At 36.3% G+C, this 25778-nt stretch carries 27 protein-coding genes; 7 read left to right on the top strand and 20 right to left on the bottom strand.

Translation table 11 applies throughout. From position 1 onward, the window contains the following. A partial coding sequence (locus tag ACVFVN_RS01855; RefSeq protein ID WP_456233938.1) for a hypothetical protein occupies window positions 1–197 on the top strand: 197 nt, incomplete at its 5' end. A gap of 50 nt (window positions 198–247) precedes the next feature. Here ACVFVN_RS01855 and ACVFVN_RS01860 read toward each other — a convergent pair. After that, the gene (locus tag ACVFVN_RS01860; RefSeq protein ID WP_456233939.1) at window positions 248–1525 is read right to left on the bottom strand and encodes a Y-family DNA polymerase; all 1278 of its coding nucleotides are present in this window, start codon (window positions 1523–1525) and stop codon (window positions 248–250) included. Between the two features lie 227 nt (window positions 1526–1752). Between ACVFVN_RS01860 and ACVFVN_RS01865 the strand changes: the two genes are divergently transcribed. Both ACVFVN_RS01865 and ACVFVN_RS01870 read left to right on the top strand, forming a co-directional pair. Further along, window positions 1753–2328, top strand: coding sequence for an energy transducer TonB (locus tag ACVFVN_RS01865; RefSeq protein WP_456233940.1), 576 nt, complete (start codon window positions 1753–1755; stop codon window positions 2326–2328). 2 nt (window positions 2329–2330) lie between these two features. Continuing rightward, on the top strand, window positions 2331–2762 hold the full coding sequence (locus ACVFVN_RS01870) for a nucleoside deaminase (RefSeq protein ID WP_456233941.1): 432 nt from the start codon (window positions 2331–2333) through the stop codon (window positions 2760–2762). A 50-nt stretch (window positions 2763–2812) separates the two neighbouring features. Here the strand turns inward: ACVFVN_RS01870 and ACVFVN_RS01875 are convergent, their stop codons facing one another. From ACVFVN_RS01875 to ACVFVN_RS01885, 3 genes are all read right to left on the bottom strand, one after another. Continuing rightward, window positions 2813–3571 (bottom strand): type III pantothenate kinase, encoded by a 759-nt coding sequence (locus ACVFVN_RS01875; RefSeq protein WP_456233942.1) that lies wholly within the window; start codon window positions 3569–3571, stop codon window positions 2813–2815. A 39-nt stretch (window positions 3572–3610) separates the two neighbouring features. Further along, window positions 3611–5470, bottom strand: a complete 1860-nt coding sequence (locus ACVFVN_RS01880; protein WP_456233943.1) for a M1 family metallopeptidase — start codon at window positions 5468–5470, stop codon at window positions 3611–3613. Between the two features lie 192 nt (window positions 5471–5662). After that, on the bottom strand, window positions 5663–6082 hold the full coding sequence (locus ACVFVN_RS01885) for a hypothetical protein (protein ID WP_456233944.1): 420 nt from the start codon (window positions 6080–6082) through the stop codon (window positions 5663–5665). Window positions 6083–6566: 484 nt separating this feature from the next. Here ACVFVN_RS01885 and ACVFVN_RS01890 point away from each other — a divergent pair, with 484 nt between their 5' ends. Further along, entirely contained in the window at window positions 6567–6890 is a 324-nt protein-coding gene (locus tag ACVFVN_RS01890; protein ID WP_456233945.1) for a hypothetical protein, read from the top strand. Between the two features lie 34 nt (window positions 6891–6924). Here ACVFVN_RS01890 and ACVFVN_RS01895 read toward each other — a convergent pair whose 3' ends face one another. Genes ACVFVN_RS01895 through pgi form a run of 8 tightly spaced genes read right to left on the bottom strand, consistent with a single transcriptional unit; the run spans window position 6925 to window position 14542 of the window. After that, on the bottom strand, window positions 6925–7557 hold the full coding sequence (locus tag ACVFVN_RS01895) for an outer membrane beta-barrel protein (protein WP_456233946.1): 633 nt from the start codon (window positions 7555–7557) through the stop codon (window positions 6925–6927). 11 nt (window positions 7558–7568) lie between these two features. Next, the gene (locus ACVFVN_RS01900; RefSeq protein WP_165135269.1) at window positions 7569–8348 is read right to left on the bottom strand and encodes an ABC transporter ATP-binding protein; all 780 of its coding nucleotides are present in this window, start codon (window positions 8346–8348) and stop codon (window positions 7569–7571) included. Continuing rightward, a complete protein-coding gene (locus ACVFVN_RS01905; protein WP_165135272.1) occupies window positions 8348–9100 on the bottom strand; it encodes an MlaE family ABC transporter permease in 753 nt (250 codons plus the stop codon). Before ACVFVN_RS01905 ends, ACVFVN_RS01900 begins: the two co-directional genes overlap by 1 nt. A 27-nt stretch (window positions 9101–9127) precedes the next feature. Next, entirely contained in the window at window positions 9128–10495 is a 1368-nt protein-coding gene (locus ACVFVN_RS01910; RefSeq protein ID WP_456233947.1) for an exopolysaccharide biosynthesis polyprenyl glycosylphosphotransferase, read from the bottom strand. Between the two features lie 33 nt (window positions 10496–10528). Continuing rightward, the gene (locus ACVFVN_RS01915; RefSeq protein ID WP_165135277.1) at window positions 10529–11161 is read right to left on the bottom strand and encodes a 7-carboxy-7-deazaguanine synthase QueE; all 633 of its coding nucleotides are present in this window, start codon (window positions 11159–11161) and stop codon (window positions 10529–10531) included. Then, complete coding sequence (locus ACVFVN_RS01920) at window positions 11154–12038, bottom strand: bifunctional 5,10-methylenetetrahydrofolate dehydrogenase/5,10-methenyltetrahydrofolate cyclohydrolase (protein WP_165135280.1); 885 nt, start codon at window positions 12036–12038, stop codon at window positions 11154–11156. Before ACVFVN_RS01920 ends, ACVFVN_RS01915 begins: the two co-directional genes overlap by 8 nt. Window positions 12039–12071: 33 nt before the next feature. Next, a complete protein-coding gene (locus ACVFVN_RS01925) occupies window positions 12072–12902 on the bottom strand; it encodes a class I SAM-dependent methyltransferase (RefSeq protein WP_456233948.1) in 831 nt (276 codons plus the stop codon). Beyond that, window positions 12899–14542 (bottom strand): glucose-6-phosphate isomerase, encoded by a 1644-nt coding sequence (pgi, locus tag ACVFVN_RS01930; protein WP_456233949.1) that lies wholly within the window; start codon window positions 14540–14542, stop codon window positions 12899–12901. Before pgi ends, ACVFVN_RS01925 begins: the two co-directional genes overlap by 4 nt. A 479-nt stretch (window positions 14543–15021) precedes the next feature. On the opposite strand from pgi, the gene ACVFVN_RS01935 reads away from it, so the two are divergent. Both ACVFVN_RS01935 and msrB read left to right on the top strand, forming a co-directional pair. Continuing rightward, on the top strand, window positions 15022–16380 hold the full coding sequence (locus ACVFVN_RS01935) for an acyl-CoA dehydrogenase family protein (RefSeq protein WP_456233950.1): 1359 nt from the start codon (window positions 15022–15024) through the stop codon (window positions 16378–16380). Window positions 16381–16419: 39 nt separating this feature from the next. Then, window positions 16420–16896, top strand: a complete 477-nt coding sequence (gene msrB, locus ACVFVN_RS01940) for a peptide-methionine (R)-S-oxide reductase MsrB (protein WP_456234185.1) — start codon at window positions 16420–16422, stop codon at window positions 16894–16896. A gap of 59 nt (window positions 16897–16955) precedes the next feature. Here msrB and ACVFVN_RS01945 read toward each other — a convergent pair whose 3' ends face one another. From ACVFVN_RS01945 to ACVFVN_RS01955, 3 genes are all read right to left on the bottom strand, one after another. After that, window positions 16956–19352: a TonB-dependent receptor domain-containing protein gene (locus ACVFVN_RS01945; RefSeq protein WP_456233951.1), complete on the bottom strand. Its 2397-nt coding sequence runs from the start codon at window positions 19350–19352 to the stop codon at window positions 16956–16958. Window positions 19353–19370: 18 nt separating this feature from the next. After that, complete coding sequence (locus tag ACVFVN_RS01950) at window positions 19371–19763, bottom strand: heavy-metal-associated domain-containing protein (protein WP_456233952.1); 393 nt, start codon at window positions 19761–19763, stop codon at window positions 19371–19373. Window positions 19764–19829: 66 nt separating this feature from the next. Then, window positions 19830–20207: a hypothetical protein gene (locus ACVFVN_RS01955; RefSeq protein ID WP_165135295.1), complete on the bottom strand. Its 378-nt coding sequence runs from the start codon at window positions 20205–20207 to the stop codon at window positions 19830–19832. A gap of 157 nt (window positions 20208–20364) precedes the next feature. On the opposite strand from ACVFVN_RS01955, the gene ACVFVN_RS01960 reads away from it, so the two are divergent. Then, complete coding sequence (locus ACVFVN_RS01960) at window positions 20365–21144, top strand: murein L,D-transpeptidase catalytic domain family protein (protein WP_456233953.1); 780 nt, start codon at window positions 20365–20367, stop codon at window positions 21142–21144. Between the two features lie 75 nt (window positions 21145–21219). Here ACVFVN_RS01960 and ACVFVN_RS01965 read toward each other — a convergent pair whose 3' ends face one another. From ACVFVN_RS01965 to ACVFVN_RS01985, 5 genes are all read right to left on the bottom strand, one after another. Continuing rightward, window positions 21220–22812 carry a SulP family inorganic anion transporter gene (locus ACVFVN_RS01965; protein WP_456233954.1) on the bottom strand — a complete coding sequence of 531 codons (1593 nt, stop codon included), beginning with the start codon at window positions 22810–22812 and terminating at the stop codon, window positions 21220–21222. Between the two features lie 126 nt (window positions 22813–22938). After that, window positions 22939–23235 carry a hypothetical protein gene (locus tag ACVFVN_RS01970; protein WP_165135304.1) on the bottom strand — a complete coding sequence of 99 codons (297 nt, stop codon included), beginning with the start codon at window positions 23233–23235 and terminating at the stop codon, window positions 22939–22941. Between the two features lie 31 nt (window positions 23236–23266). Continuing rightward, window positions 23267–23935, bottom strand: a complete 669-nt coding sequence (locus ACVFVN_RS01975) for a carbonic anhydrase (RefSeq protein ID WP_456233955.1) — start codon at window positions 23933–23935, stop codon at window positions 23267–23269. Between the two features lie 122 nt (window positions 23936–24057). Beyond that, window positions 24058–24615 (bottom strand): serine O-acetyltransferase, encoded by a 558-nt coding sequence (locus ACVFVN_RS01980; RefSeq protein WP_165135309.1) that lies wholly within the window; start codon window positions 24613–24615, stop codon window positions 24058–24060. A 9-nt stretch (window positions 24616–24624) separates the two neighbouring features. Then, window positions 24625–25773 (bottom strand): glycosyltransferase, encoded by a 1149-nt coding sequence (locus ACVFVN_RS01985; RefSeq protein ID WP_456233956.1) that lies wholly within the window; start codon window positions 25771–25773, stop codon window positions 24625–24627. Window positions 25774–25778: the final 5 nt, after the last annotated feature.

The following is a 25778-nucleotide window of genomic DNA, read 5'->3' on the forward strand; positions in this document are numbered from 1 at the left end:
ATGATATTGATAAATTTAATGTAGATTTGAATACAAGAAAGATTTTGGTCAAACAAACCGTAAAGGTCTATAATGAGTTAAGACCGCATTTGTCAAACTATTATTTAACACCGATGCAAATGCACCAGCAACAAGAATTAATACCAAAATCGTACAAAAAGAAAAACAGTACAAATACGAATATATGTACTGTTTAAAATAAAATTTTATTGGTCTAATCCTGTATCATTTTTTCAGGACGTTACACTTACGAAAAGAATCTAAAATTAGCTTCTGGAAGGGTGTTGTTTTTGAGGAAGTGTTCATAGGCTTCTGACATGATTTTTCTGCCATAGGTATTTTCGCCAGTCATGCTTCCAAGACGTATTTTGTCCTTGCCATATTTTCGGTTTAGCTTGTCCATGGCGCGCATTATTGGAAGGTGTTTGTTTTGGACATCATCTTCAAACAGGCTAGTAATCCTAGCGTTTTCAGGAACGAAGTTTGATACGAAAACGCCAGCTTTTTTATAAGAAAAGCCTTCTACGAAAACCTGCTCAAAAAGTTGAGAAGCCGCCCTTGCCAAAACGATAGACGAGTTGGTCGGGTTATCAAGATTGATAGACAAAAAGCCATTGTATGCTGGCAAATCTTTTCGGAATCTGTTGGTGCCAATATAGATGCTTAGACTTTTACAACAAGAATTTTGTTTACGAAGTTTTTCAGCGCAATACAAAGCGAAAGTTTCGATGCGTTCGCGCAAAGCGTCTTTTTCTGTAATCATTTCCATAAAGCTACGAGATACCGTAATTGATTTTTTATCAGATGCTTTTTCGAGGTCAAGTTGTGGAATACCTTTTAATTCATTCAGCATTCTTGCGCCGTGAATGCCCATGATTTTCCGAACCCAGATTTCCGGTTTTTGTAAAAGGTCGTAAGCTTTATAGACGCCAGCATCTTTCATTTTGTTAGCATAACGCCGCCCAATTCCCCAAACATCTTCGATAGAAAGCCACTTCAGCGCTTTTTCTATTTTTTCTTTTGAATCTAAAATATAAACGCCATCTGGAAATTGATTTGGAAATTTTTTAACAATTCGGTTAGCGACCTTACAAAGTGTTTTTGTAGGAGCAATGCCGATACTTACAGGAATGTCCATTTCTCGTTGTACACGATTTCGGATTTCTGTAGCATAAGTTTGAAGCTTAACATATTTAAAACCATGAAAATCCAAAAATAACTCATCGATACTATAGACTTCGTGCTCTGGCGCATAAGATTTAGAAATATCGATAACGCCCTGACTTTTGTAATTGTACAATTCAAATTTTGCGGATAAAACCACAACATTATGCTGACGAAAAAAGGCTTTGAATTGGTAGGCTGGTGCACCCATCGGTATGCCCAAGGCTTTGGCCTCGTTGCTTCTGGAAATAACACATCCATCGTTGTTGGAAAGTACTACAACAGGCTTTTCTTGCAAAGTCGCATCCAAAGAGCGCTCGCAACTAACGAAGAAATTATTACAGTCAATAAGCGCAAACATCACCAAATTTTTATCAAAGCTAGAAAGAATTTTGATCTAAAAAAAGAGAGTCTTCTTAAAGTTTTTAACAAGTTAATCACAAACGAAATTTATGAAGTTGCAATTAGTTTTATCAAATTTTAAATTTCGTGTTATATTAACTTTCGATTCTGTATTTTTACAATATTAGAATTTGTGTGATGTACAAAATTATCTTTTTTGTCGTGTTTTCTTTCAGCGCTTTATTGATGAAAAGTCAGGTAAATCCTGAATTTAGACAAATGAAAGAAAAATTCCAACAACATCGATTGATGCTGGAAACTGAGTTTAATAAAAGACAAAGCGAATTTGCGAAAAATGGTTTGGCTGATTTTGTGGATCAACAAAAAAGCTATTTCATGAAAAAACTAGATAGCGTTGAGAATGCTGCCTTGGTTGGTGTTTTGGTAAAGGTTAAAAATCTTGAAGATCTTTCTAAAGTTTTACCTAGAAATAGTATAGACTCCAAAATAGGTACATCAATAGGTGATGCAGAAGCGAAATATCCTGGTGGAATTACAGCGATTAGAAATTTTATTTCAGAAAACATTTATACTGAAAATATCAATACAGAAGAGTTGGCTAACTTGACAACAAAAGTTAGGTTCGTTGTAGAACGCGATGGAAGTGTTAGTCAAGTCAAAGCCAGTGGCGACAGCGCTAGTCTCAATCGTCAAAGCGAAATTGTTTTGTATCTTCTACCAGAAAAATTTTCTCCAGCGCAGATTAACGGCACGCCCGTTCGATCGTATTATTCCATTCCTATTACAATTGCTAAAAACTAAATATGTTCACAGACGAATATTTTATGAAGATAGCTTATCAAGAGGCGCAAAATGCTCTGGACAGAGATGAGGTGCCTATTGGCTGTATCATTGTTTCCAACGACAGAATTATCGCGCGTTCGCATAATTTGACAGAAGCACTGAATGATGTTACGGCGCATGCCGAGATGCAGGCGATAACATCGTCAGCGAGTTTTCTTGGTGGAAAATACCTTCAAAACTGTACACTTTATGTGACGATAGAGCCTTGTGTGATGTGTGCTGGCGCGTTGACTTGGGCTCAGATTTCCAAAGTTGTTATCGGCGCACGCGATGAGCGTCGCGGTTATATCAACAAAGGTTTATCCTTACATCCCAAAACGGAGGTTGTAACAGGTGTTTTAGAACAAGAGTGTTCGCAGATTGTCAAAGATTTTTTTAAATCGAAACGATGAATTTTAGAAAATTAAATAAAAAACCACTTCAAAAAAGAAGTGGTTTTGTTTTATAAATCTTTTCCGAGGAAATATAAACCTTTAAGTGTATGAAGTCGATCAGCAATATGTATTTTTTCCGTCAGAGGTTTGTAGATGTGGCTCACGCCGCCTGTGGCTACCACAAAACAATCGTCGTTAACTTCGTCATTGATACGGTCAATAAAACCTTCTACCATTCCTAAAAAGCCATACACCATGCCACTTTGCATACAAGTAACTGTATCGAGTCCAAGAACAGATTTTGGTTTTTTAAGTTCTATTTCTGGAAGTTGAGCGGTTTGATTAATTAAAGAATTGAGTGAGGTTATAATGCCGGGCGCAATGATAACACCAATGGTTTCTCCGTTTTCGGCAACGCAACTCGCTGTCAAAGCTGTACCAAAATCCAAAACGATTTTTTTTCTGTTAGGATAAAGATTATGCGCTGCAACAAGGTTGGCGTAGATGTCTGTTCCCATTTGTTTTGATTTTGCCTGCACGCCAGAAGGCGTTTTGCGATCTACCAAAATAGGCTTCTTTCCGTGTATTTTTTCAACAGCACTAGAAATGTCCAAAGTCAATTGTGGAACCACAGAGCCAATGATGATTTTGTCAATCTTTTCAGGTTCAATTTTATAAGTCTGATACAACATCAAAAATTGGGCGTACATCTCATCTCTGGTGCGATAAGGCTTGGTATTAATTACCCAAGAAATATCGCAGTTATCATCATCAAATAATCCAAATCGGATGTTGGTATTTCCAATATTTATTACAATTGAATTCATTTTTTTGGCTATTCGTTTTGTCTTAAATTTTGATTTAAATTATTTAACCTCCAGATAATTGTCTTCTGGATTGATGTCTGCCAAACGTTGACTGAAATCTATACCTAAAGCAGCAATTTGAGATTTTCCAAAAGGAATTGTGAAAGTATATTCCTGCTGTGTCCAAGGCCAATAGTTCAAACTTTGGATAGGTCCGTAGATATCAGCTTTTTTCCAAGTATGCGTCATATTCAACGGAATGTTATAATTAACAATTTTTTTATCCTTTGTTAAAATACTGAAATCGATAGGCATTGGCATCGTCCCTTTGTTAACCAAAGTAATCGTTGTGCTGTTTGTATCGTATTTTACGTTTTTAATGGCGTAATCTATTGTTTTAGTTGTGTTGATCCAATAGTTGTAAAACCATTTAAGATCCATACCAGAAACTTGTTGAGCAATATGCATAAAATCACGCTCTGTAGGATGTTTCATTGCCCACTCGTCATAATAGCGAAGCATCACTTTGTTAAGATTATCTTCTCCCATGATGTATCCTAATTGTACCAAAAATAATTCACCTTTTACATAAGATGCGTAGGAGTAAGCTGTGCCATTGTCATGATGGTCTGCGAACCAAACGGCAGGTTCTTCCTTTCCTGTTTTTACAAAGTCAGCATAACGCGAAATACTTTCAACGAAAGGATTAGGCTGAGGCGATTTTGGAGGGAATAATTGGTTCATTACAAAATTCTCGGCATAACTTGTAAAACCTTCGTCTAGCCAAGGTTTTTCGCTTTCGTTAGTTGCTAACATCTGTTGGAACCAAGAGTGTGCGCCCTCATGAAACATCAGCCCACAAAGACCTTGCAGAGATTTAGCCTCGCCCAAAATCATGGTAGTCATCCCATATTCCATGCCGCCATCGCCGCCTTGTACGAAGGAATAAGAAGGCCATTTGTAGCGACCAAATTTGTTGTTCATAATTTGGAAAAATTTGGTAATGTAAGGTTTTGATTCCTCCCAGTATTTAGTTTTTTCAGATTTTTGATACACCAAATATATTTTTGGACCATCCAAAATCGGGAAACTGTCAACAATATAATCTCTGTCCGCTGCCCACGCGAAATCCAACATGTTTTTCGCAGTCCATCGCCACGTCACTTTGTTGTTGGTATCTGGTTTTAAAGAAGGATTGCTCACATAAGCTTTAACCTCATTAGGGTTTTCTAAGGTTCCTCCCGCGCCGATAATGTAGTCTTTATCAATTTTAATATTAATATCAAAATCAGAAAACGGTGCATGGAATTCTCTTCCTATATAATCAAAAGTTGCCCAACCGTCATAGTCGTATTCTGCGATTTTTGGGTACCATTGTGTCATGGTCATGTCCACACCTTCACGGTTGTTGCGCCCAGCTCTACGAATTTGCATTGGGATATTCGCATCCCATTCCATCGTGAAAGTCGCAGTTGTTTTAGATTTAATCTTTTCAGGAAGATAAACTTTCATAATCGTTTCCTGAATTTCGAATTTCAAATCTTTGCCATTTAGTTTAATCCAATGGATATTTTGACGACCTTCTTCATTTTGCGGAATACCCGCCAAACGGCTTACAACGCCATTAGCCGTTTTTGCAGAAAGTCTGCCATCGGCATTTGATCCTTGATTTTGGACACGTTGGTCCATCATCGATCCAGGTTTGAAGGCATTCCAATATAAGTGAAAATACACCACATCCAGATCATCTGGCGAATTGTTGGTGTATTGTAAAGTTTGTTTTCCTTGGTATGTGAAGTTGGTGACGTCCACATCGATGTCCATTTTGTACTTCGCATATTGCTGATAATAAGCTTCTTTTTGTGCCGAAAGCAGAAGCGAACAAAGGATAAAAAAGAATGTTAGATTCAGTTTTTTCATAACTTAAAGTTTTGGGCGTGTCCCTTCGCTCGGTAACTTCCGCTGGCGCTACAGTTCCTCACTCGGGTCGCTACGTCCGTTTCAATCTTTTTTTGTTGGGCATTTCGGCTCCGCTCAATGCCCAACAAAAAAGGATTTCCACTTCCATCGCTCACGCGAAAATTGTATTAGATCAAATTTTCTCAAAAATACTTAATTAATCCTAAAAATAGGGTATAGGCGATGGCTTTTCTCATAATAAGGCGAGTTTTTGTAAATCCAATCCAATTGCGCACTTCCATCTTCAACGAATTTTGGGTCCTTAGCTTTTTCTAGTTCGAAAGCCGTTTTCAAGGCTTTGTCATTTTTCAAAAGATCTGCGGCGGTGTCTTCAAAAACATAGGCCGAATAATATTCTTTTTGTCCAAGAATCGCATCAAAGAAATTCCAGTTGAAATAGGAATCCACAGCTTCAGGTTCTAAAGTTTCCAACAAAAACTTCATCGCGTCTTGGTTAAGATGTACCAATACATCGCCCGCGCAGAAAAGATGTTGCTCCTGCGCCCGACCGACAACAGTTTCGTAATGCAGATAATGGCCTTCGTAAGGATTTTTTGCCGTTTGAAAATCCAAAATGTGGTAAGATTCTACATTAATTACAGGATCTTTTTTAATACTTGAGATTTTGACGTCGTTTAATTTTAATAATTCAATAACACGGTATTCGGATTGCGGAATAACATACTATGTCGGGATTTTCACAAATTTGCTAGGTTCGTAAGTGTCGTAATATAATATCGATTTTGAAAATCTTTTGCAAGTTGTTGGTAATAAGCTCGCATGGCGTGAAAAGTAGTGGTCTGGTTGCCATTGCCTTGTTCAAAAGGTGTTTTGTAGGATTGGGAAAAATACAAGTTCGATATTAAAAATACAACTGAAAGAATATGTTTCATTGAGGCCTGATTTGGGGTTTTAAAACCGATTAAACATCAAATTTAAAAAGTATTTTAAAACTTTATTTTATTAAATTTCATATTTAAAAATTTAAATAAATTTACGATTGCGAAATAGCATACTTAAATTTGCTTTTCGAAAACACAAATAAACATTAAGAATTATGAGAAGTTTGACATTAATAGGTTTGGTATTATTGGGGCTCGCAATTTTATTATTTTATGCAACCACCAATTTTTCTATGGAAGAAATGAAGCTTTCACACTTTATGGGCATCATGGCTGGCATTGGGATAGGATTGATTATCGGGGGGATTGTTGGCTATGTGAGTAAAGGCAGTGCGATGAAAGATGAAGAACGCCGCAAAGCCTTCAAACAATTACAAAAAGAAAAACTTGAATTTGAAAAACAACAACAAATTTTAGCAAAACAGCAAGAGAATCCACAACAGGCTTCTACAGAAAACAAAGAGCAGAATTTTATGTAATTCTGCTCTTAATATTTTAAAGAAAATGTCTTTCTTAGAAATTGTAACCTAAACCTAGAATAAAGAAGCTAGGTCTGTTATCGTAATTGATTTCTGCCTCGCTACCAGCAACAGTGTTGATGAATTTTCTTTCATCTTTCGAGAAAGCACCTTCGTATCTTGCATTGATAACGAATTTCTTAAGCGTTACATTTGCTCCAAATTGATAACCAACACCGAAATCTTTAGTTTCAGATTCTGTAAAGTTTTGGAACTTGTTGTCTTTTGACATATTGTAAGTGAAAACGGGGCCTACAAAAGCACTCAAAGTTTCGCCCATTAGGTTATAACCTAGCAAAACAGGAATGTCGATTCTTTCGTTTTTCGCTTCTAATTCTACATTTTTTCCAGCATCTGTAAATTCTACCGTATTTTTGATTGTCGTGTAATAGATCTCTGGCATAACATACAAAGATGTTACTGGAAGATTGATTTTTGCTGACAAACCGAAGTTAAAACCAGTATTGCTTTTACCTTTTGATTCTGCTAAGTCTGAAACCGTGTTTTTAAAATCTGACCATTTTGCAGATGATGTGTTGAATAATAGGTTAGCTCTTGCTCCGAATGTGATTTGCGAGAATGCTGCTACACTTGCAAACATTGCCATCGCGGTGATTAATTTTTTCATGTTATATAAATTTACGTTAAGCTTGTTTGGTCACTTTCCAACATAAACTGTCTTAATTGCTTGAATAGTTCTGATGAATAAACGAAGTCAATAAGGTTTTTATTTTTTGCCGTCGAGAGTTGGTCTTTGTTACCTTCCCACTCTTTGACACCTAGGCGAAGATACAATATTTTTTCGCCTATTGTCATTACCGAGTTCATGTCGTGGGTGTTAATGATGGTTGTCGTGTTATATTCTTTTGTAATTTCCATTAAAAGATCATCAATAACATTTGATGTATAAGGATCGAGTCCTGAGTTAGGCTCATCACAAAAAAGATACTTAGGATTGTTAACGATAGCTCTGGCGATGGCAACACGTTTTTGCATACCACCAGAAATTTCGGAAGGGAATTTTCTGTTGGCATTTTGCAAATTAACACGACCAATAACTTCTATTACTTTTCTCTTTTTCTCTCGGAATGTCATGTTGGTAAACATATCCAAAGGAAACTGAATGTTTTCTTCAACCGTCATCGAGTCGAATAGTGCACTTCCCTGGAAAACAGTTCCGATTTCTGCACGCAAAGTTTGTCTGTCGTCGCGTGTCATTTCGGCAATATCTCTACCATCGAATAATATAGATCCGCTTGTTGGTTGATAAACATTGAGCAGACTTTTTAGAAAAACAGTTTTTCCAGAACCACTTTGTCCAATGATTAAGTTAACTTTTCCTGTTTCAAAATTTGCTGAAATGCCTTTCAGAACTTCTGTCCCATCGAAGCTCTTTTTTAAATCTTTAACTTCTATCATTAGCTTAAGAGCATTTGGGTTAATAATAAATCGGCGATAATAATGGATACAATCGTCCAGACTACAGCCTGCGTACTGGCGCGCCCAACTTCCAAAGAGCCGCCTTTTACATTATAGCCAAAGTATGCGGGAATGGTCGCGATAAGGAATGCAAAAACTGCGGTTTTCAGAAAAGCATACCAAATGAAAAATGAAGGCATATACATCTGGATTCCTGTAATATAATCTGCTTCTGTCCAGTTTTTCGTAGCGATACCAGCAATATGACCACCCCAAATACCCACAACTATACTAATTGCAATAAGAAGTGGATTGAAAATAACACTTGCAAAAATTTTTGGAAGAATTAAAAAATTAGGAGAATTAACGCCCATAATATCCAAAGCATCAATTTGTTCGGTAACACGCATGGTTCCTATACTTGATGCGATGTAAGAACCTACTTTTCCGGCAAGGATTACCGAGATAATAGTTGGGGAAAATTCTAAAATTAAAACGACTTTTGTTGCGTATCCAATAAAAGATAAAGGAATAGGAAAGCTGGAAGCCGAGAAGTTGTTGAACATCTGTATAGCAACTACCGCTCCTACAAAGAACGAAGTGAACAGTACCAATCCAAACGAATTAACGCCTAGGTCGTAGATCTCTCTCATGAGTAGCTTCATGAAAACCTGCGTTTTTTGCGGTTTGCTAATTACTTTTCCTAATAAGAGAACATATTCGCCTATTGCCTTAAATAATCTTTTAAACATTTTGTAAAATTAATCTTTTTGTAGAGATTATCGTGCATTTTTATCGCCAACAATTACCAAGTATATGGTTTTGAGAATGATTACAAAATCCAAACTAAAACTCCAATTTTTGACATAAAATGCGTCGGCAAGCGCTCTTTTCTTCATTTGGATATTCATATCGCCGTCGTCACCACGCAGACCATTTACCTGCGCAAGCCCCGTAATACCTGGTTTTACCTGACTTCTTATCGCATAGCGGCTGATTTTTGGTTTATAAAATTCATCGACCAAAAGCATATGTGGACGCGGTCCGATGACAGACATTTCCCCTTTAAAAACATTGATAAACTGAGGCAACTCGTCTATGCTGGATTTTCTTAGAAATTTTCCGAGTTTGGTGATTCTTTTATCCCCAACTTCTGTGGTTTTTGTCGTAGAATCACTATTGTTAACCATGGTTCGGAATTTCCAACAATTGAAAACCTGCTCGTGAAAACCATATCTTTTTTGCTTAAAAAAGACAGGGCCTTTGCTGTCGATTTTAATTAAAATGGCAATGATTGGAAATAACCATGAACAAATTCCAACCAAGATAACAACGGAAAATAACAAGTCAAAAGCGCGTTTTAATATCGCATTTGTGAAATAATCCAGAGGATATTTAGTAGGTGTTAAAACTGGAAGGGTAACAATATAATTAATATCGTATTCGAAAAAATTATTCTGAACGATGTTGGGGACTAAAGAAATGATGACTTTATTAGCTTCTGCTTCATGGAAAATTTTACGCTCCAGCTCTGGATTTATGCAATTTTCTGATGGGATAAAAATAGTATGGATTCCTTCCTTTTTCCAAAAAGTAATCAGTTTTTCAACATCTATCTCTAAGGTTGGATATTCATAAATTTTATAACCATAATCTGGACGTGTTTTGATGATTTCTCTAAGGATTTCTGTTGAAGCATTTTCGCCGATGAACATTATGTTACGGTGGTTTTTTCCTAAGGTTCGGATGTATTTTAAAAGTGAAAAAATCAAACTTTTAAAAGGAATCATCACCAACAACATGAATCCTGCAAGGTAGAATCGTTCGGTTTTTAAGAAATCGTTGTTACTAACTTTTCCCAGAAGTATGACGCCCAAAAAGAAAATGAAAATATGGACAATGATGCGCTCCAGATAATTGGTGAAAGTTAAGCTTCTTGGGACATGGTACAGTTTGGTTCTGCCGCTTAATAAAATCCAAAAAAAGCACAACAAAGCTATTGAAAGCAGATTCTGCTCAATTTCATTAGAGTCGTATTTCCACTCAAAATTCCGATAATAAAAGATTACAAAAATAGATCCTACAAGAATCATATCCAGCAGAATCATTATGCTTTTGAAGTATCGAGAGTATCGAAGTTTTTGCATCTACATTAATTTCAGACAGCTAATATAAATATTTTAAGGAATATTTAAGTATTTATGTGTTTGAATTGATGAGCGCCAATTTGGATTTTTTAGAATAAAGTCTGTGATTTTCTGATAATTAGTATCTCTTTTGCTCCATTCGCTTTGTAAGAATAATTCACAATTATTGTTAACTTTTGCAGCTTGTTCTTCCGCAAATTTGAAATCATTATTATTAAAAATAATCACTTTAAGTTCGTGAGCGACTTTGTAAATTTCGTCTAATGGTAAGCCTGTTTTCTTTGGGGAAAGTGTAATCCAATCCAATTGTCCAGACATTGGATATGCGCCTGATGTTTCGATATGGATTGTGCAGCCTAGCGATTTTAGTTTTGATGTTAAAATTTCTAAATTCCACATAAGCGGTTCGCCACCAGTTAATACAATTGTGTTACAATATTTGGCGGCAGTTTTAGCAATTTCTTCTGTCGACATCAATGGATGCAGCGTCGGGTCCCAACTTTCTTTAACATCGCACCAATGGCAGCCTACGTCGCAACCTCCTAGCCTTATAAAATATGCAGCTTTTCCAGCATGAAATCCTTCACCCTGAATGGTGTAAAAATGCTCCATCACAGGGAGCATTTTTCCTTCTTTTAGTAATAAATCTTCTTGTTCTTTAGTCATTATAAACTGAAGTTTTGTAAGCGATAATCGTGTTTTTCATTAACATCGCTCTTGTCATTGGGCCAACGCCGCCTGGCACGGGAGTTATCCAGCTTGCTTTTTCGGCACAACTTTCAAAATCAACATCACCGGCAAGGTGGTAACCTTTTTCTGAGTTGTCATCCACTCGAGTGATACCTACGTCAATGATAACTGCACCATCTTTGATCATGTCGCCTTTCAAAAAGTTAGGATCTCCCAAAGCGGTGATGACGATGTCTGCTTTTTTTGTATATTCTTCGATATGTTCTGTATAGGAATGTGTTAATGTAACTGTTGAGTTGCCAGGGAAATCCTTGCGCCCCATCAAGATACTCATGGGTTTTCCTACGATACGGCTTCTGCCGATAATTACACAGTTTTTTGCTTTTGTTTCAATATTGTAACGTTCCAACAGAGTCAAAATTCCGAAAGGGGTCGCGGGCAAAAAGGTGTCCATTTCTAAAGCCATTTTGCCGAAGTTTTCAGGATGAAAACCATCTACATCCTTTCTGGGGTCAATCGCCATGATAATTTTTTCTTGGTCGATTTGTTTAGGAAGAGGCAGTTGTACGATGAAGCCATCTACTTTTTTTGATTTGTTAAGCTCGTCTATTTTTTCTAGTAGTTCTGCTTCCGAAACTGTGCTTGGAAATTTGATTAAACCAGAAGTAAAGCCAACTTCCTCACAATCTTTAACTTTGCTGTTAACATAAGCTTTGCTCGCTCCGTTGTTCCCCACAAGAATTGCAACCAAATGTGGTGGACGTCTGTTGTTCGCAAGGATTCTTTCAACTTCCTCACGAATTTCATTTTTGATTTCTTTCGAGACTTTTAGTCCATCTAGGATTTGTGCCATTTTCTTTCTTTTTACTTTTTATTACTATTTGATTTATTTCTTTCTTAAGACAATCACATCTTGGAAGTCTCTTTCTTTTCTATCTAGGTTAAAATCTCTCCAGAAGCCCATAATATAATGTTCTAATTCTAAACCGGCATCTGTAATTATTTTTTCTAAAAAAGAGTATTCTAATGCAATATTCGCCCCTTGTACTTTTTCATCTAAAAGTCTATATCCGTCTTTTTCATATGGGAATTTGAAGCCAGGAAAATTCCTTAAATCATCTTTTTTATCATAAATGAAAAATGTTGCTAAACATCTACCGCCAGAAGTCAAGACACGCTCAATTTCGAAGATGTAGTTTTTAATTTCTTCAACACGCATGTGGGTGAAAACTGAGAATAAAAATGCTTTTTCAAATGAGTTATTATCATAAGGGAAAACAAATTTGTCTGCAGTGTCTTTGTGCTCGTTGTACAAATCATTGTTTAATGGGATGAATTTAAAATTAAAATTCGGGAAATCCGATTTTATTGTTTTATTACACCAATTCACATCTTTTTCGACCACATCAAAACCCTCGTATTTTGCACCCTTTGCAAGAAATTTTGTTAAAGGAACAGCCGTTCGTCCCATACCACTGCCAATGTCCAAAATTCTGTCCGTAGGTTGCAACTGTGCATATTTTTGCAATAAATATAAATGTTGTTCGCCTATTTTTTTAAAATCGCCGGGTCCGGTATAGATATCGCCTTTTTTAGGGATGTATTTTTCACGTTTACCAGAAATACCTTCCAAGAAGTCTATAGGAGCATAATAAAGCTTCCATGCGATAAATCTATATCGTGGCGAAAGTTTGTAAAAAAGATTTCGTTTAATCATTTATTAGTTTTATAGTAATTAATCAAAGCATTCGTTGACGAATCGTGGCTTGTGATGAGCTTGTTGTCTTTAAGTTTTGGTAAAATTTTATTAGCTAAAACTTTTCCTAATTCTACCCCAAACTGGTCAAAACTGAAAATGTTCCAAATAATACCTTGCACAAAAATTTTGTGTTCATAAAGCGCGATAAGCTGGCCAAGAGTTCTTGGGTTTAACTCTTTGATGAGTATAGAATTAGTTGGTGTATTTCCAACGAATATTTTATAATTTAATAACAAATCTATTTCTTCTTCCGATTTGCCTTCTTGTTCTAATTCTGCTAAAACTTCTTCCTCTGTTTTCCCAAAAGCTAAAGCTTCTGTTTGTGCAAAAAAATTCGCCAATAGTTTATCTTGATGGTCTGACATTGGATTACAAGATTTTGCGAATGCAATAAAATCCGAAGGGACTAATTCTGTACCTTGGTGAATAAGTTGATAAAAGGCGTGTTGCCCATTGGTACCTGGTTCTCCCCAAATAATCGGGCCAGTTTCATATTCCACAAAATTGCCGTTTCGGTCAACAGATTTTCCGTTGCTTTCCATGTCGCCTTGTTGCAAATAAGCAGGAAAACGATCTAAATATTGAGAGTAAGGCAAAATGGCATAAGTGCTAGCGGCAAAAAAATTGCGATACCAAATCCCTAAAAGTCCCATCAAAACAGGGATGTTTTCGTTAAAGTTTTTAGTTTTGAAATGGATGTCTGTCGCTTCCGCACCTTTCAATAATTCTTCAAAATTGTCATAACCAACTGCTAAAACAATGCTAAGTCCAATAGCGCTCCATAAAGAATAACGGCCACCAACCCAATCCCAAAATTCAAAAGTATTTTCTTCTAAAATTCCGAAATCTCTAACTTTTTCAGCATTTGTGGACAGCGCGACAAAATGTTTTGCAACGTCGTTTTGATTGGCGCCAGATTTCAAAAACCAATCCTTTGCAGATTCCGCATTGGTCATCGTTTCCTGAGTTGTAAAGGTTTTGGAAGCAATGATAAAAAGCGTTGTTTCAGGATTAAGATTTTTAACAACTTCCGTTAAATGATTGCCATCGACATTCGATACAAAATGAACATCCAGACGTGTTTTGTAATGTTTTAAAGCTGAGCAAACCATAACCGGTCCAAGGTCTGACCCGCCAATGCCAATGTTAACAATATCTGTAATTTCTTGACCTGTAAAACCTTTGTGCTCACCAGAAATAACCGATTCTGAAAAAACTTTCATTTGTTTTAAAGACTCTTGGATATCAGGTTTGATATTCTTGCCATCTAGCCAAATTGGCGTTTCGGAAAAGTCGCGTAACGCGGTATGGAGAACGGCTCTGTTTTCGGTTTCATTAATTTTTTGACCAGAAAACATTTGATGAATAGCTTCTTTTAATTTCGTTTCTTCAGCAAGATTTAATAACAATTCTAAAGTTTTAGAATCAATCAAGTTTTTGGAAAAATCGAAAAGTAAATCGTCAGTTTCAATAGAAAAATCCTTGAAACGATTGGGATTGTACCGAAACAATGTTCTCAGGTCGAAATCATTATTTGCAAAATGCTCATCTAGAGCTTTCCAAGCCAATGTTTGTGACGGATTAATTTTTGGAAGCATAATTCACCAATGTTTAATCTGCAAATTTACTGAAAATTCGTGGGATGGAGGTCTTGGTTTTTCATGTTTATTTTAATTAAAGTATCCATCATAATAGGCGGATATTTTTTAATATTTTTCAGTTTTAGAAAGCTTTGTAAACCAATTTTTTCTTTTATTTAAATAAAATATTGCGGCAATAATTGATAAAAATGACCAAATAGAAACTAAGAATACAATGATCTTTTGTATCCTATAAAAACCCTCTACAAGAGCGTTTTTTAGTTCGAATCCAAAATTGTTTTTGTATTGATTGTCAGTGTTTTTGGCATTAGAAATTGGGATTTGGGCAATGCTAACATTAGGCTATTTAAGATAAATGTTAAGGCTGCTATATTTAAGTTAGTTTGCGATATTTATTTTTGTAATTTAACAATAGAAATCTAATTAGATTGTGTTTTAGGAATAAAATTTGTTCCAATTTTAGCAAAATCATACTTATGTCTTTTAGTTTTTCAAAAATCAAAAATATCATCCAACTTTTTAGTCATTTGGATTTTGATAAGATTGCAGCGATTTCTTCCAAAGTAGATCTTCCAAAATTGGTTGCTGATGTTTCTCAGCTTAATGAAAAACAACTTCAGTCTATGATGAAAATGATGGATTCTAATAGAAAAGAACGTCAACTTCCCGAAATAGATGGTGATTTTTATGACGTCAATCATACTTTGAGTCCAGAGCATCGTGCGATTCAATTGAAAGTTCGAGCTTTTATGAACGAAGAGGTGAAACCCATTGTTAATGATTATTGGCTGCATGACGAATTTCCGTTTCAGTTGATAGAGAAATTTCGACAACTTAATATTTGTGGCGTAACTTATGATGCTTATGGTTGCCCCAATTTGCCGTTTGTGATGGAAGGCGTTTTGGCTATGGAAATGGCGAGAGTAGATGCTTCTATTGCTACATTTTTTGGCGTGCAGTCGGGTTTGTCAATGGGGTCGATCTATATGTGTGGATCCGAAGCTCAAAAAGAAAAATGGCTTCCTGCCATGCAGAATTTTGATAAAATTGGAGCTTTTGGATTGACCGAACCAGAGGTTGGCTCTGGTGCTGCGGGCGGTTTGACGACGACTTGTAAAAAAGTAGAAGGCGGCTGGATTCTTAATGGACAAAAAAAATGGATTGGCAATGCCACTTTTGCGGATGTTATCATCATTTGGGCACGCGATCTTGATGATGATGAGGTCAAAGGTTTTATCGTTGAAAAAGATAATCCTGGATTTTCTGTTGAAAAAATTAAAGGAAAAATGGCACTACGCATCGTTCAGAATGGATTAATCACGATGAAAGATTGTTTTGTTACAGATGATAATAAATTAGAACATGCCAATTCTTTCAAAGACACGGCAAAGGTTTTGCAAATGACAAGAGCGGGCGTTGCCTGGATGGCTGTAGGCTTGTCACGTGGCGCTTACGAAAACGCACTCCAATATACGCGAGAACGAAAACAATTTGGTAAACCCATTGCAAGTTTTCAAATGATACAAGGGCATCTTGTTGAAATGTTATCGAATTTGACCGCAATGCAAACGATGGTTTTTAGACTTTCCGAAATGCAAGATGAAGGAATTTTAAAAGACGAACACGCATCCTTGGCAAAAGTTTTTTGTACGATGAGGATGCGCGATATTGTAAGTCGCGCTCGTGAAGTGATGGGTGGCAACGGTATACTTCTCGAACATAATGTCGCCCGTTTTGTAGCGGATGCCGAAGCGATCTATTCTTATGAAGGAACAAAAGAGATTAATTCGTTAATTGTTGGACGCGCTATTACAGGCTTTAGCGCTTTTGTGTAAATTTGTATTATGAAAAGTCTATTCGTACTTTTGATAATGATGACTTTGGGAAATTGTTCTCAAACGCAACAACCTATAAAAACAACTAAAATGGAACAACATAATCCTTACTTTTCTCGAACCGATCGTGCAAAACTTAATGTTTCTAATGAAGAATGGAAAAACATACTTCCTTCAGATTTGTATGCTGTAGCAAGAGAAGCAGCAACCGAACGTCCTTTCACTGGGAAGTATAACGATTTTGACACGATGGGCGACTATTACTGCGCCGTTTGTGGTAATCATCTGTTTCGTTCGACTTCCAAATTTGCAAGTTCTTGTGGATGGCCAAGTTTTTTTGAAGCCGATAAAGAAGGTGTTGTGTACAAACGCGACTCTTCTCATGGTATGGAGAGAATCGAGGTTTTGTGCAAGCGTTGCGACTCACATCTTGGTCATGTTTTTAACGATGGTCCAGAACCCACGGGAATGCGTTATTGCATGAATTCTATAAGTTTGGATTTTGAAAAAGATTAAAGTTAAAAAATAAAAGCTGCTCCGAAAAGAAGCAGCTTTTTTATTAGGTTTTAATGAAATTAAAATTTAAAATCAACGCCGACATACATGTTGATTCCCATGATTGGTGCATATACCATTCCGCCGTCAAAATTATTTCCAAAAGGATTTTGAGCATCAAGAATAGCATTGTGTTGTTTGTAGTTGGTTAAGTTTTCGCCACCTACATACAGTCTAATTTTGTCCGTGAAATTCTTAGAAATCTGCGCATTTAGCGTAGAGTAAGAATCAGAATAATCACCCAAATGATGTGCTGCATGATTCGTTCTCATATTTGGAAGTCTTTGTTTTCCTACATAATTAAATGTCGCATCAAAATTCCAAAAGTCACCTTTGTCGGTTTTGTTGGTAGAATAGCCCGCATTGAAAAATCCTCTATGTTTGGCCATGAAAGGCACTTTTTTCAAACCACTGAGATAATCTGTCGCCACATCATAATATTTGTATGCTAGACGAAAATCGAGATTTTTGGCTGGGCTAAAATCCCATTGCGTTTGGAAGCTGTTGGCAAACGATTTCCCGTCGAGATTATAAAACAAAATTTTGTTGCTGGATTGGTCAAGGTCGACGACAACTTGGTCTTGAAAATCGGTTTTGAAGAAATCTGCGATGATGGTAGATTTTCTGTTAAACAAACGGAACTCTTGTTGTAAGCTTACGCCATAATTCCAAGCGATCTCAGGTTTTAGACCATAAATTTTTCCGCCGTTGTCAAGAATTTCGATTTGACGGTTTGATGCAAAATATTGTTGGTTTTCTGCAAAGACATTCGCTGTGCGAAAACCTCTTCCTGCCGATAATCTCAAAATAGTTTTTGGTGCGATATCGTATTTAAAATTAAGTCTTGGTGTAAATTGTGTTCCAACCAAATTATGAAAATCCACGCGGGCACCAGCAACCAAAGTATATTTAGCACCAGTCAAAGTGTATTCTGCAAAAAGTCCTGGTACAGACTCTTGACGCTCTATATTTTGGTTTAAATAATCTTCGTTGTAATTATCGAGTAAGAAGCTTGCGCCCACTTTGTATTTATGGTTGGTATTTCCAAGAATACTTTCAAAAATTAAGTTGGAATAAAACGTCGATTGCTTTCCGAAATAGTTTCTAAACCCAAAGAAGCTGTCTTGTTGATGGTAGGTAAACTGATTCATCCAACCCAAACTTTGGTAAGGTTTTCCTTTAAAAACATAACCTGTTTTGTTCCAAACTTGAAATCTGGAAATATCAATCCCAACACCATAAAGATCTTGTTCTTTTTGAGAAAGACGTTTGTTGTAGCCGACCTGTCCTCCCGTTCTGGAATCTTGTAAAAAATTAAGCCCAAAATGAGAAGCAATTCCAGAATGGTCGAGATCGTTGTAATTCAAAAGGTATGTCGTATTAAGCTGGGTGCCTTTTGGGCGATCCAGAAAGCCGTCTTTGTTCATGTCTGTATTTCCCAAAGTGGCGTTGCCATGTAGCAAAATACTTTGTGTCCAATGGTCAGATAATGCCGATGCGTGCGTGATATTGGCTTCTGTTCGGCCTTCAAAATCCGCGAAAAGATTAATTTCTGTTTCGCTTTTTTCATCGTGGGATTTTAGTAACTCGGTGTTAATTTGTCCCGTAATACTTTCGTAGCCATTCACGACGGTGCTTCCTCCTTTTGTCAATTGGATACCGCCAATCCATTTTCCTGGAATAAAATTAAGACCATAAGCAGATGCCAGTCCACGAATTTCGGGAAGGAGTTCCTTGGTAAGGCTCGTGTATTTTTGGTCGAGACCTAACATTTTAAGCTGTTTGGTTCCTGTAACGGCATTGCTGAACGAAACGTCCACAGTCGCATTGGTTTCAAAACTTTCGGATAGATTACAACAAGCTGCTTTTAGTAACTCTTTAGAATCAATGTTGAAGGTAAGTCCAACTTCCTTTTTGCTAAGTGCTGTTGCTTCCTTTGTTTTTGTCACCGTAACACCTTCTATCTGATTTGGGTCTTTTGTGTGATTATGCCCAGCGTGTTCATCTTTTGTATTGGTCTTAGGCGTTTGTTCTTCTTCTTCGTCCATGTGAACTAAAGGATTTTTTTCGCCCCATTTAAAATTACGGTCGTATAGACAACATTTGGGAAGTTTGTCATAGACTTTGTTTTCTGTTGTGTATTTTTCGTTGTCATGACCGACATTCGCAATATGTTTTAAAATTTTATCCGCTGTTGTTTTGGCGGAGTCATAAGTAATATAGATTTTTTGTTCCTCGGCTTTCCAATCTGCGTGGTTGGTTCCCATGTCGTTTGCCGCTTTTTCGATACGGATTTTACAGGACATACAATTCCCTCTAACGTAGAAAGATTCGGTTTTCAGTGTGTCTTGTGCCCAAATTGTTATGGAAATAAAAAGCATAACAAAAGTGAGAAGACTTTTATTTAAAAAATTCATGTTGAAGTAGTTATCGGATTATTTTAATTCACAAACTTGATTAGGATCGCAGTTAGCGCGCATTTTGGACGAATTGTCTGGACGCTTGTATTGGCAACAAGTTTCCAAATTTCTATAAGATTTGTCCGAAGCACGAAAGGCCAGATTGTCGTAACCAACTTTAGCAATGTGTTGCAAAATGTTTTTCGTAGAGGTTAATCCTGCATCATAAGTTACTGTCAACATTTTTGTTTTTTTGTCCCATGTTGCAGATTCAACATGTTTATCAGCTTTTGCAGCGGTTTCGATGTTTTCTTTACACATACCGCAGTTACCTTCTACACGAAGATTTTCTGTTTTGGATTGTGCTGAGAAGTTTGAAAATAAAAATACAGCTAAAAAGAGTAGTCCACTCTTTAAAATAGATTTCATAATAATTGATTCTTAATTATAATTCATTGATTTTGAGAAGTATTTCTCTGGTAAATGTTAAAATAATTAAGAGATTTTAGGCGGTTGCCAGATGTTGAAAAAGCTATTATTGAAAAAGTGGTCAGAATGTGCAAATGCTTTCTGATTTGTGTTGAAATTAGTTAAAGAATTTTTGTTAGATTCAGGGGCATAAAAGATGGGCATAAAGCAACCATGGCATGTATGGCATTGTTGGCAATGATCTTGACAGTCGTCTTTAGAATTTTTAGAATTTTGTTCAGAATTGTGGCAAGATGTAGAATCTGTTTTTTCGCAACAGTCAGCATTGGTGGTTGTCATCTCGCAACAAGCGTCCTGGAAAATAGAAAGCTCTATAACCTGCATTGGGAAAACCATGCTCCCCAAACAAAACAGACTTGTGATAAATAAAAACTTTCTAAACATTTAGTTTTGATTATTGCGCATACAAATTTAGTAAAAATATTTATTTATAAAATTCGTTTTAGTTAAAGATTATTAAAGTTTAGTTAAACTCTAAAACTTTTAATTCGTTGATTATCTTTTAGTTGTAATTTTGCACCGCAAATGTAAAGATGTATTTATGAAGAAACTTCCAATTTTTCTTTGTTCGGTGTTCTTACTAGGAACATCGTTTTATTCCAACAAAATTATTAATATTAAAAAAGAAACAAGTCCAGAAACAAGCAAAATGATCAAGCTAGATCGGGCAGAATCCAAAAGCATGACAGCAGAATCGATTTATAATTCGATTTCGTTTGAAGGTAATGATGTTTTGGATTTTGATGTTTTTGACAAAGCTTTCACAGGTTTTCAAAATTTAAAAAAATCCGGTGCCCTAGATGACGATGCCAAACTTTTGAGTGTTTGTGATTTCAGTTTGTCATCTACCAAGAAAAGACTTTGGGTGATTGATATGGACTCCAAAACTGTGGTGTTTAATACCTTGGTGGCGCACGGCAAAGCTACGGGTGAAGAGTTTGCAACACGTTTTTCTAATACCGAAAGTTCGCACCAATCGAGTTTGGGATTTTATATTACCGAATCAACTTATAATGGAGGAAACGGTTATTCTTTAAGATTAATCGGGATGGACAAAGGTTATAATGATGCCGCGATGAAGCGTGCAATCGTGATGCATGGTGCAGATTATGTAAGTGAGGATTTTATTAAAAACCAAAAAAGATTAGGAAGAAGTTGGGGTTGTCCCGCGGTTTCCAGAAATTTGGCAGCGCCGATTATCGATAAGATTAAAGATAAAACCTGTTTGTTCATTTATTATCCGGATCAGAATTATCTTAGCAGTTCGCAATGGCTAAAGAATTCCGAAACGTCGCCAGCGGAGATTTTTTCCATGAATTAAATATTAAAATAACAAAGGCTATCCAATAGAGATAGCCTTTGTCTTGAAAATATAAGTGGAAAAAAGGTTCAGCTTTTATATTGCACGTCTGTGCTCAATGATGACATGCGAGTCTTCATCGTTTTCGTAATCGCGATAAGAGGTTTTGAAGCCAATAAGTTGAACTTCGATATCTTCCTCATCAGCTCTCACATTGGCGAAATCTTGTATCATTTCTAAAACATCGGTAGTTATATAAGACGTACTTCGGGCATCAATAACTACTTTTGATTTAGGTTTTACATTTTTCAAAGTTTTCTTTATCGCCGCTTTGTTTAGAAATGAAACTTCTTCGGCCAGTTTAATGTTAATTTCGTCAGCATCATTTAAGTTTTCACGACTTAGGTAATACGCACGTTTCATATTTCCTTGCAAAACATAAATAATAGAAATTGCCAAGCCAATACCAACACCTTTTAACAAGTCTGTTGATACAATGGCGATAATGGTCGCAATAAAAGGAATAAACTGATATCTTCCTTTATGCCAAAAATGCATGATGTTTTTCGGACTTGCTAATTTGAATCCAATTAAAATGAGTACTGCTGCCAAAGTTGCCAACGGAATCATATTTAATAAAAACGGAATGCTCAACACACAAATTAATAACATCGCACCATGGATCATGCTCGATATTTTGTTGGTTGCGCCAGCATTAGCATTGGCAGAACTTCTTACAACTACAGATGTCATCGGAAGTCCTCCAATAATAGAACTGAGAATATTACCAATACCTTGCGCCCGTAGTTCTAGATTGGTATCAGTGATTCTTCTTTTAGAATCAAGTCTATCTGAAGCTTCAATACACAAAAGAGTTTCTATAGAAGCCACTATGGCAATCGTTGCGCCAACAATCCAAACTTTGTAATTAAGAAATCCTTCAAAAGCTGGGAAGGTAATCATCGCTTTGAAATCGTCTGCGCTTTTGGGAACTGGTAAACTCACCAAATTCTCTTTTGAAATGGCTAAAGAACTTCCGCTTGCCAAGAAAATTTGATTTAAAATAATACCCGCAATAACAGCTACCAATGCTCCTGGAAGAAGTTTTAGTTTCTTTAAAACTTTTACTTTGTCCCACATTAAAAGAATTGCTATTGATGCCAAAGTTATAACGACTGCGCCTGGATGGATAGCCGATGATAAACTACTGAAAAAGTTGAGATTAAATCCGTTTTCAAATAATGATTCGCTTGCAATATTAGAATTGTAGCCTAACGCCAACGGAATTTGCTTCATGATAATAATTACGCCGATACCAGCCAACATGCCTTCAATCACGTTGTTCGGGAAATAGTTGGAGATACTGCCTGCACGTAAAAATCCTAATGCCAGCTGCAGGATTCCAGCGATAATTCCAGCGGTTAGAAAGAGTTCAAAAGAGCCAAGATCCGCAATAGCTGCTAAGATGATAGCTGTAAGTCCTGCGGCGGGACCAGATACTGAAATGTGTGAATTGCTAAGGTAGCCAACAACCAATCCACCAATAATTCCTGAAATAATTCCAGCTAATGGTGGTGCGCCAGATGCTAGCGCGATACCAAGACATAAGGGCAGCGCAACTAAGAATACGACCAGTCCTGATGGGAAATTCTCCTTGAATATGCCCATGAAATTTTTTGCTTTTTTCATCGTCCGAAAAAGTATAATTATATAGTCCCATAGCATGATTGATGAGACTTAATCGTTGAAATATTTAATTTTAATAGCTATAAAGAATGCGCCTCTTAATATTTTAAGAAGAAACAATGATTAAAATTAAATACGATTCGGAGGTGGCGAAAATATAGGAATATACGGAGAAATGCTTGCGCCATCATTGATAAGGTCGAAAGATTTGTTTTGCAAATCGGATTCGAAAAACTTAACAAAGTCATGAATCGAAAGTGGATTCGAAGTGACTTTCTCGTTGAAAGATGACGAGCCTGTTTTTACTTCTTCCTCAGCAATTGAGACATTAGTAGTAGGCAAATCCCAACCGAAGATCGCAGCCATACTCGGTAAGGCTGTGAAATTCATAAAGATGGCTAATACTAAAATGCTCAAATACTTCATAAGATTGCTTTAAATCCAGTTTCTACAATGGTTATTTTTCCATTTTAGGAACAGACCAAGTAGATTCTGTCAAATCATAAATTTTCTGAATATTGTGAAGGATACCTTCAAAGTCAATATTCAAATCCTTTAGTGTGCCGGTTTTCAAGTCGAAAACCCATCCATGTACAACGGGGTAACCATTTTGGACAAATCCTTTTTGTACGGCTGCAGCTTTTACAACATTGATGCATTGCTCTTGTACATTAAGCTCTACCAATCTGTCGAACTTCTGGTGTTGATCTGTAATAGCGTCTAGTTCTTCTTGGTGCATGCGATATACATCACGAATGCTTCTCAGCCAAGGGTTAAGCAGGCCAAGATCTTTAGCTTGCATCGCTGCATTAATACCTCCGCATCCGTAATGTCCACATACAACAATGTGTTTTACTTGTAGGTGGCTTACTGCATACTCAATTACAGAATTGGCATTCATATCGATATTGTTAACAACGTTAGCAATATTTCTGTGAACGAAAATTTCACCAGGTTTCAATCCCATAAGGTCTTCTGCAGGAACTCTACTGTCGGAACATCCGATGTATAGAAATTCTGGGTTCTGACCTTCGGCTAAGTTTTTGAAAAAATCAGCTTTTGTAGCTTTCATTTCTTCTACCCATTGACGGTTGTTTTCAAAAACTTTGTTGTAAGAATCTTGCATAATAAAAAAATATTTAAGGTTAAAATTACTTTAACTATTAAATGCTAAAATTCGATAGACTGAATCAATAACATTGCAAAAGTAATTTTTTTTGATTAAAAAGTGAAAAATATTAACAAAGTTTAATATTTTACTTTATTATTAATGTAGCCTTCTGTGGCATTTTCTTTTAAAATAATTTGTGCTGGATTGCCGATAACAATAGCATTATCAGGAACATCCATGTTGACATAAGCATTTGGGGCGATAAGAACATTTTTCCCAATTTTAATTCCGCCGACAATAACGGCATTGGGACCAATCCAAACTTCGTCACCGATATTTGGGTAACCTTCATATTTTCCACGATTGGCTTGTGCAATGGTAACGCCTTGTGCAATATTGCAATTTTTGCCAATCACCACTTTTGGGTTGATTACCAAATGTCCCCAATGTCCTAGATAAAGGCCTTCGCCAATCTGGGTTTCTGGATAAATTTGGAAGCCGTATTTAATTTGATAATGCCTTAAAATTAAACGATAAAGCTTGCCGACAAAAGAATTTTTTGGATGTTTTTGTGCATTTCGAAACCAATAGATATAATGCAAATTTGGGCTAAAACATTTTTTAATTATCTGAAAATGAGATAAGTATTGCCCGCTTTCTCTGTAAAAATCTTTTTGAATCGTGGAGTAAGACATATTGCAAAGTTAAAGATTATCGATGATGTCGGTAATAGATTTTACCGAATTTTTTAAATTAAATGGCATTTCGTAGCTGTTGAGTTTTTGCTGATAAAGCTCAAAGCTTTTGGCATCGGTCAAGGCTTGTTTCATGCCAGTATAAATTCCTTTTTCGGAGTTCTCGACAATAAGTCCAAGTTCTCCATTTTTCAGCATTTCTTTAACGCCAGAAACATCTGTTGCGATGATGTTTTTGGTTAAGGTCATAGCTTCAAAAAGAACGGTTGGGAAACCTTCGTAACGGGAGCTCAGCACAAAAAAATCTGCTTTTTTAAAATAGGGATAAGGATTGTCTGTGAAACCAATCATGCTGGCAGTTTTGTCAAGTTTTAATTCTGATTTTAAATTTTTAATATTTTCAAAATCATAGCCATCGCCAATAATAATGACTTTGTGCAGAAAACCTTCGTCCAAAAGTTGTTTGTGAACTTTCAATAATCTGTCGAATCCTTTTTGGGGAAACACTGTTCCGACGGAAACAAAACTCGGGATTTCATCATCAAATAAATCTGAATCTAATGCTTTTTCTGATTTTGATAAAATCTCTTCGGTATCTAGAGGATTATAGATTCTAACAATTTTAGATTTTTGCGCCTCGTTGTTTGCAAGTTTTTCGAAGGTCTTTTGAATGTGTTCTGAGATTACCATGATTTTGTCATAACGGAAAAATCGCTTTATTTTTTCTGTGGTATAGCCTTCGACTTTTGTGAGGTCGTTATGTATCCACATCAATTTTTTTGAGGACTTCAAAGGACTGTTGAGTATCTCATCCATAAAACCATGAATGGCAGCAAACTCGATGTCGTATTTTTTGTTTTTAAGTTTTCTTTTATAAAGTATTTTGGGATATTTTTTTAATAATTGTTGATAAACAACTCTGTATGCCTTTTTAGGAATGTCTTTGGGGCGATTGGTTGTAATCATCTCGCCACGGTTGAGGTACATGACATTGACCCAATCGGGAATTTCGGGAATGTATTTTCCAGAATATAAGTTGAGTAAAAGATCCACTTCGTACTTGTCGGGAGGAAGGTTTTTCAGAAAAGTGATTAATACCTTTTCTGCGCCACCATGACGTAAAGAGCCGATACGAATAAGGATTTTCTTTTTTGTCATCAGTT

Source organism: Soonwooa purpurea, assembly GCF_053891095.1.

What these genes read in the sequence shown, in the direction of transcription:
- ACVFVN_RS01955 (WP_165135295.1), bottom strand. Translation starts at nt 20,207, where the DNA reads ATGTTTAGAAAGTTTTTATTTATCACAAGTCTGTTTTGTTTGGGGAGC.
- ACVFVN_RS01950 (WP_456233952.1), bottom strand. Translation starts at nt 19,763, where the DNA reads ATGAAATCTATTTTAAAGAGTGGACTACTCTTTTTAGCTGTATTTTTA.
- ACVFVN_RS01900 (WP_165135269.1), bottom strand. Translation starts at nt 8,348, where the DNA reads ATGATAGAAGTTAAAGATTTAAAAAAGAGCTTCGATGGGACAGAAGTT.
- ACVFVN_RS01895 (WP_456233946.1), bottom strand. Translation starts at nt 7,557, where the DNA reads ATGAAAAAATTAATCACCGCGATGGCAATGTTTGCAAGTGTAGCAGCA.
- ACVFVN_RS01970 (WP_165135304.1), bottom strand. Translation starts at nt 23,235, where the DNA reads ATGAAGTATTTGAGCATTTTAGTATTAGCCATCTTTATGAATTTCACA.
- ACVFVN_RS01875 (WP_456233942.1), bottom strand. Translation starts at nt 3,571, where the DNA reads ATGAATTCAATTGTAATAAATATTGGAAATACCAACATCCGATTTGGA.
- ACVFVN_RS01880 (WP_456233943.1), bottom strand. Translation starts at nt 5,470, where the DNA reads ATGAAAAAACTGAATCTAACATTCTTTTTTATCCTTTGTTCGCTTCTG.
- ACVFVN_RS01865 (WP_456233940.1), top strand. Translation starts at nt 1,753, where the DNA reads ATGAAAAGTCAGGTAAATCCTGAATTTAGACAAATGAAAGAAAAATTC.
- ACVFVN_RS01935 (WP_456233950.1), top strand. Translation starts at nt 15,022, where the DNA reads ATGTCTTTTAGTTTTTCAAAAATCAAAAATATCATCCAACTTTTTAGT.
- ACVFVN_RS01920 (WP_165135280.1), bottom strand. Translation starts at nt 12,038, where the DNA reads ATGGCACAAATCCTAGATGGACTAAAAGTCTCGAAAGAAATCAAAAAT.
- ACVFVN_RS01860 (WP_456233939.1), bottom strand. Translation starts at nt 1,525, where the DNA reads ATGTTTGCGCTTATTGACTGTAATAATTTCTTCGTTAGTTGCGAGCGC.
- ACVFVN_RS01915 (WP_165135277.1), bottom strand. Translation starts at nt 11,161, where the DNA reads ATGACTAAAGAACAAGAAGATTTATTACTAAAAGAAGGAAAAATGCTC.
- ACVFVN_RS01985 (WP_456233956.1), bottom strand. Translation starts at nt 25,773, where the DNA reads ATGACAAAAAAGAAAATCCTTATTCGTATCGGCTCTTTACGTCATGGT.
- ACVFVN_RS01980 (WP_165135309.1), bottom strand. Translation starts at nt 24,615, where the DNA reads ATGTCTTACTCCACGATTCAAAAAGATTTTTACAGAGAAAGCGGGCAA.
- ACVFVN_RS01960 (WP_456233953.1), top strand. Translation starts at nt 20,365, where the DNA reads ATGAAGAAACTTCCAATTTTTCTTTGTTCGGTGTTCTTACTAGGAACA.
- pgi (WP_456233949.1), bottom strand. Translation starts at nt 14,542, where the DNA reads ATGCTTCCAAAAATTAATCCGTCACAAACATTGGCTTGGAAAGCTCTA.
- ACVFVN_RS01890 (WP_456233945.1), top strand. Translation starts at nt 6,567, where the DNA reads ATGAGAAGTTTGACATTAATAGGTTTGGTATTATTGGGGCTCGCAATT.
- ACVFVN_RS01910 (WP_456233947.1), bottom strand. Translation starts at nt 10,495, where the DNA reads ATGCAAAAACTTCGATACTCTCGATACTTCAAAAGCATAATGATTCTG.
- ACVFVN_RS01905 (WP_165135272.1), bottom strand. Translation starts at nt 9,100, where the DNA reads ATGTTTAAAAGATTATTTAAGGCAATAGGCGAATATGTTCTCTTATTA.
- ACVFVN_RS01975 (WP_456233955.1), bottom strand. Translation starts at nt 23,935, where the DNA reads ATGCAAGATTCTTACAACAAAGTTTTTGAAAACAACCGTCAATGGGTA.
- ACVFVN_RS01870 (WP_456233941.1), top strand. Translation starts at nt 2,331, where the DNA reads ATGTTCACAGACGAATATTTTATGAAGATAGCTTATCAAGAGGCGCAA.
- ACVFVN_RS01925 (WP_456233948.1), bottom strand. Translation starts at nt 12,902, where the DNA reads ATGATTAAACGAAATCTTTTTTACAAACTTTCGCCACGATATAGATTT.
- ACVFVN_RS01945 (WP_456233951.1), bottom strand. Translation starts at nt 19,352, where the DNA reads ATGAATTTTTTAAATAAAAGTCTTCTCACTTTTGTTATGCTTTTTATT.
- msrB (WP_456234185.1), top strand. Translation starts at nt 16,420, where the DNA reads ATGACTTTGGGAAATTGTTCTCAAACGCAACAACCTATAAAAACAACT.
- ACVFVN_RS01965 (WP_456233954.1), bottom strand. Translation starts at nt 22,812, where the DNA reads ATGAAAAAAGCAAAAAATTTCATGGGCATATTCAAGGAGAATTTCCCA.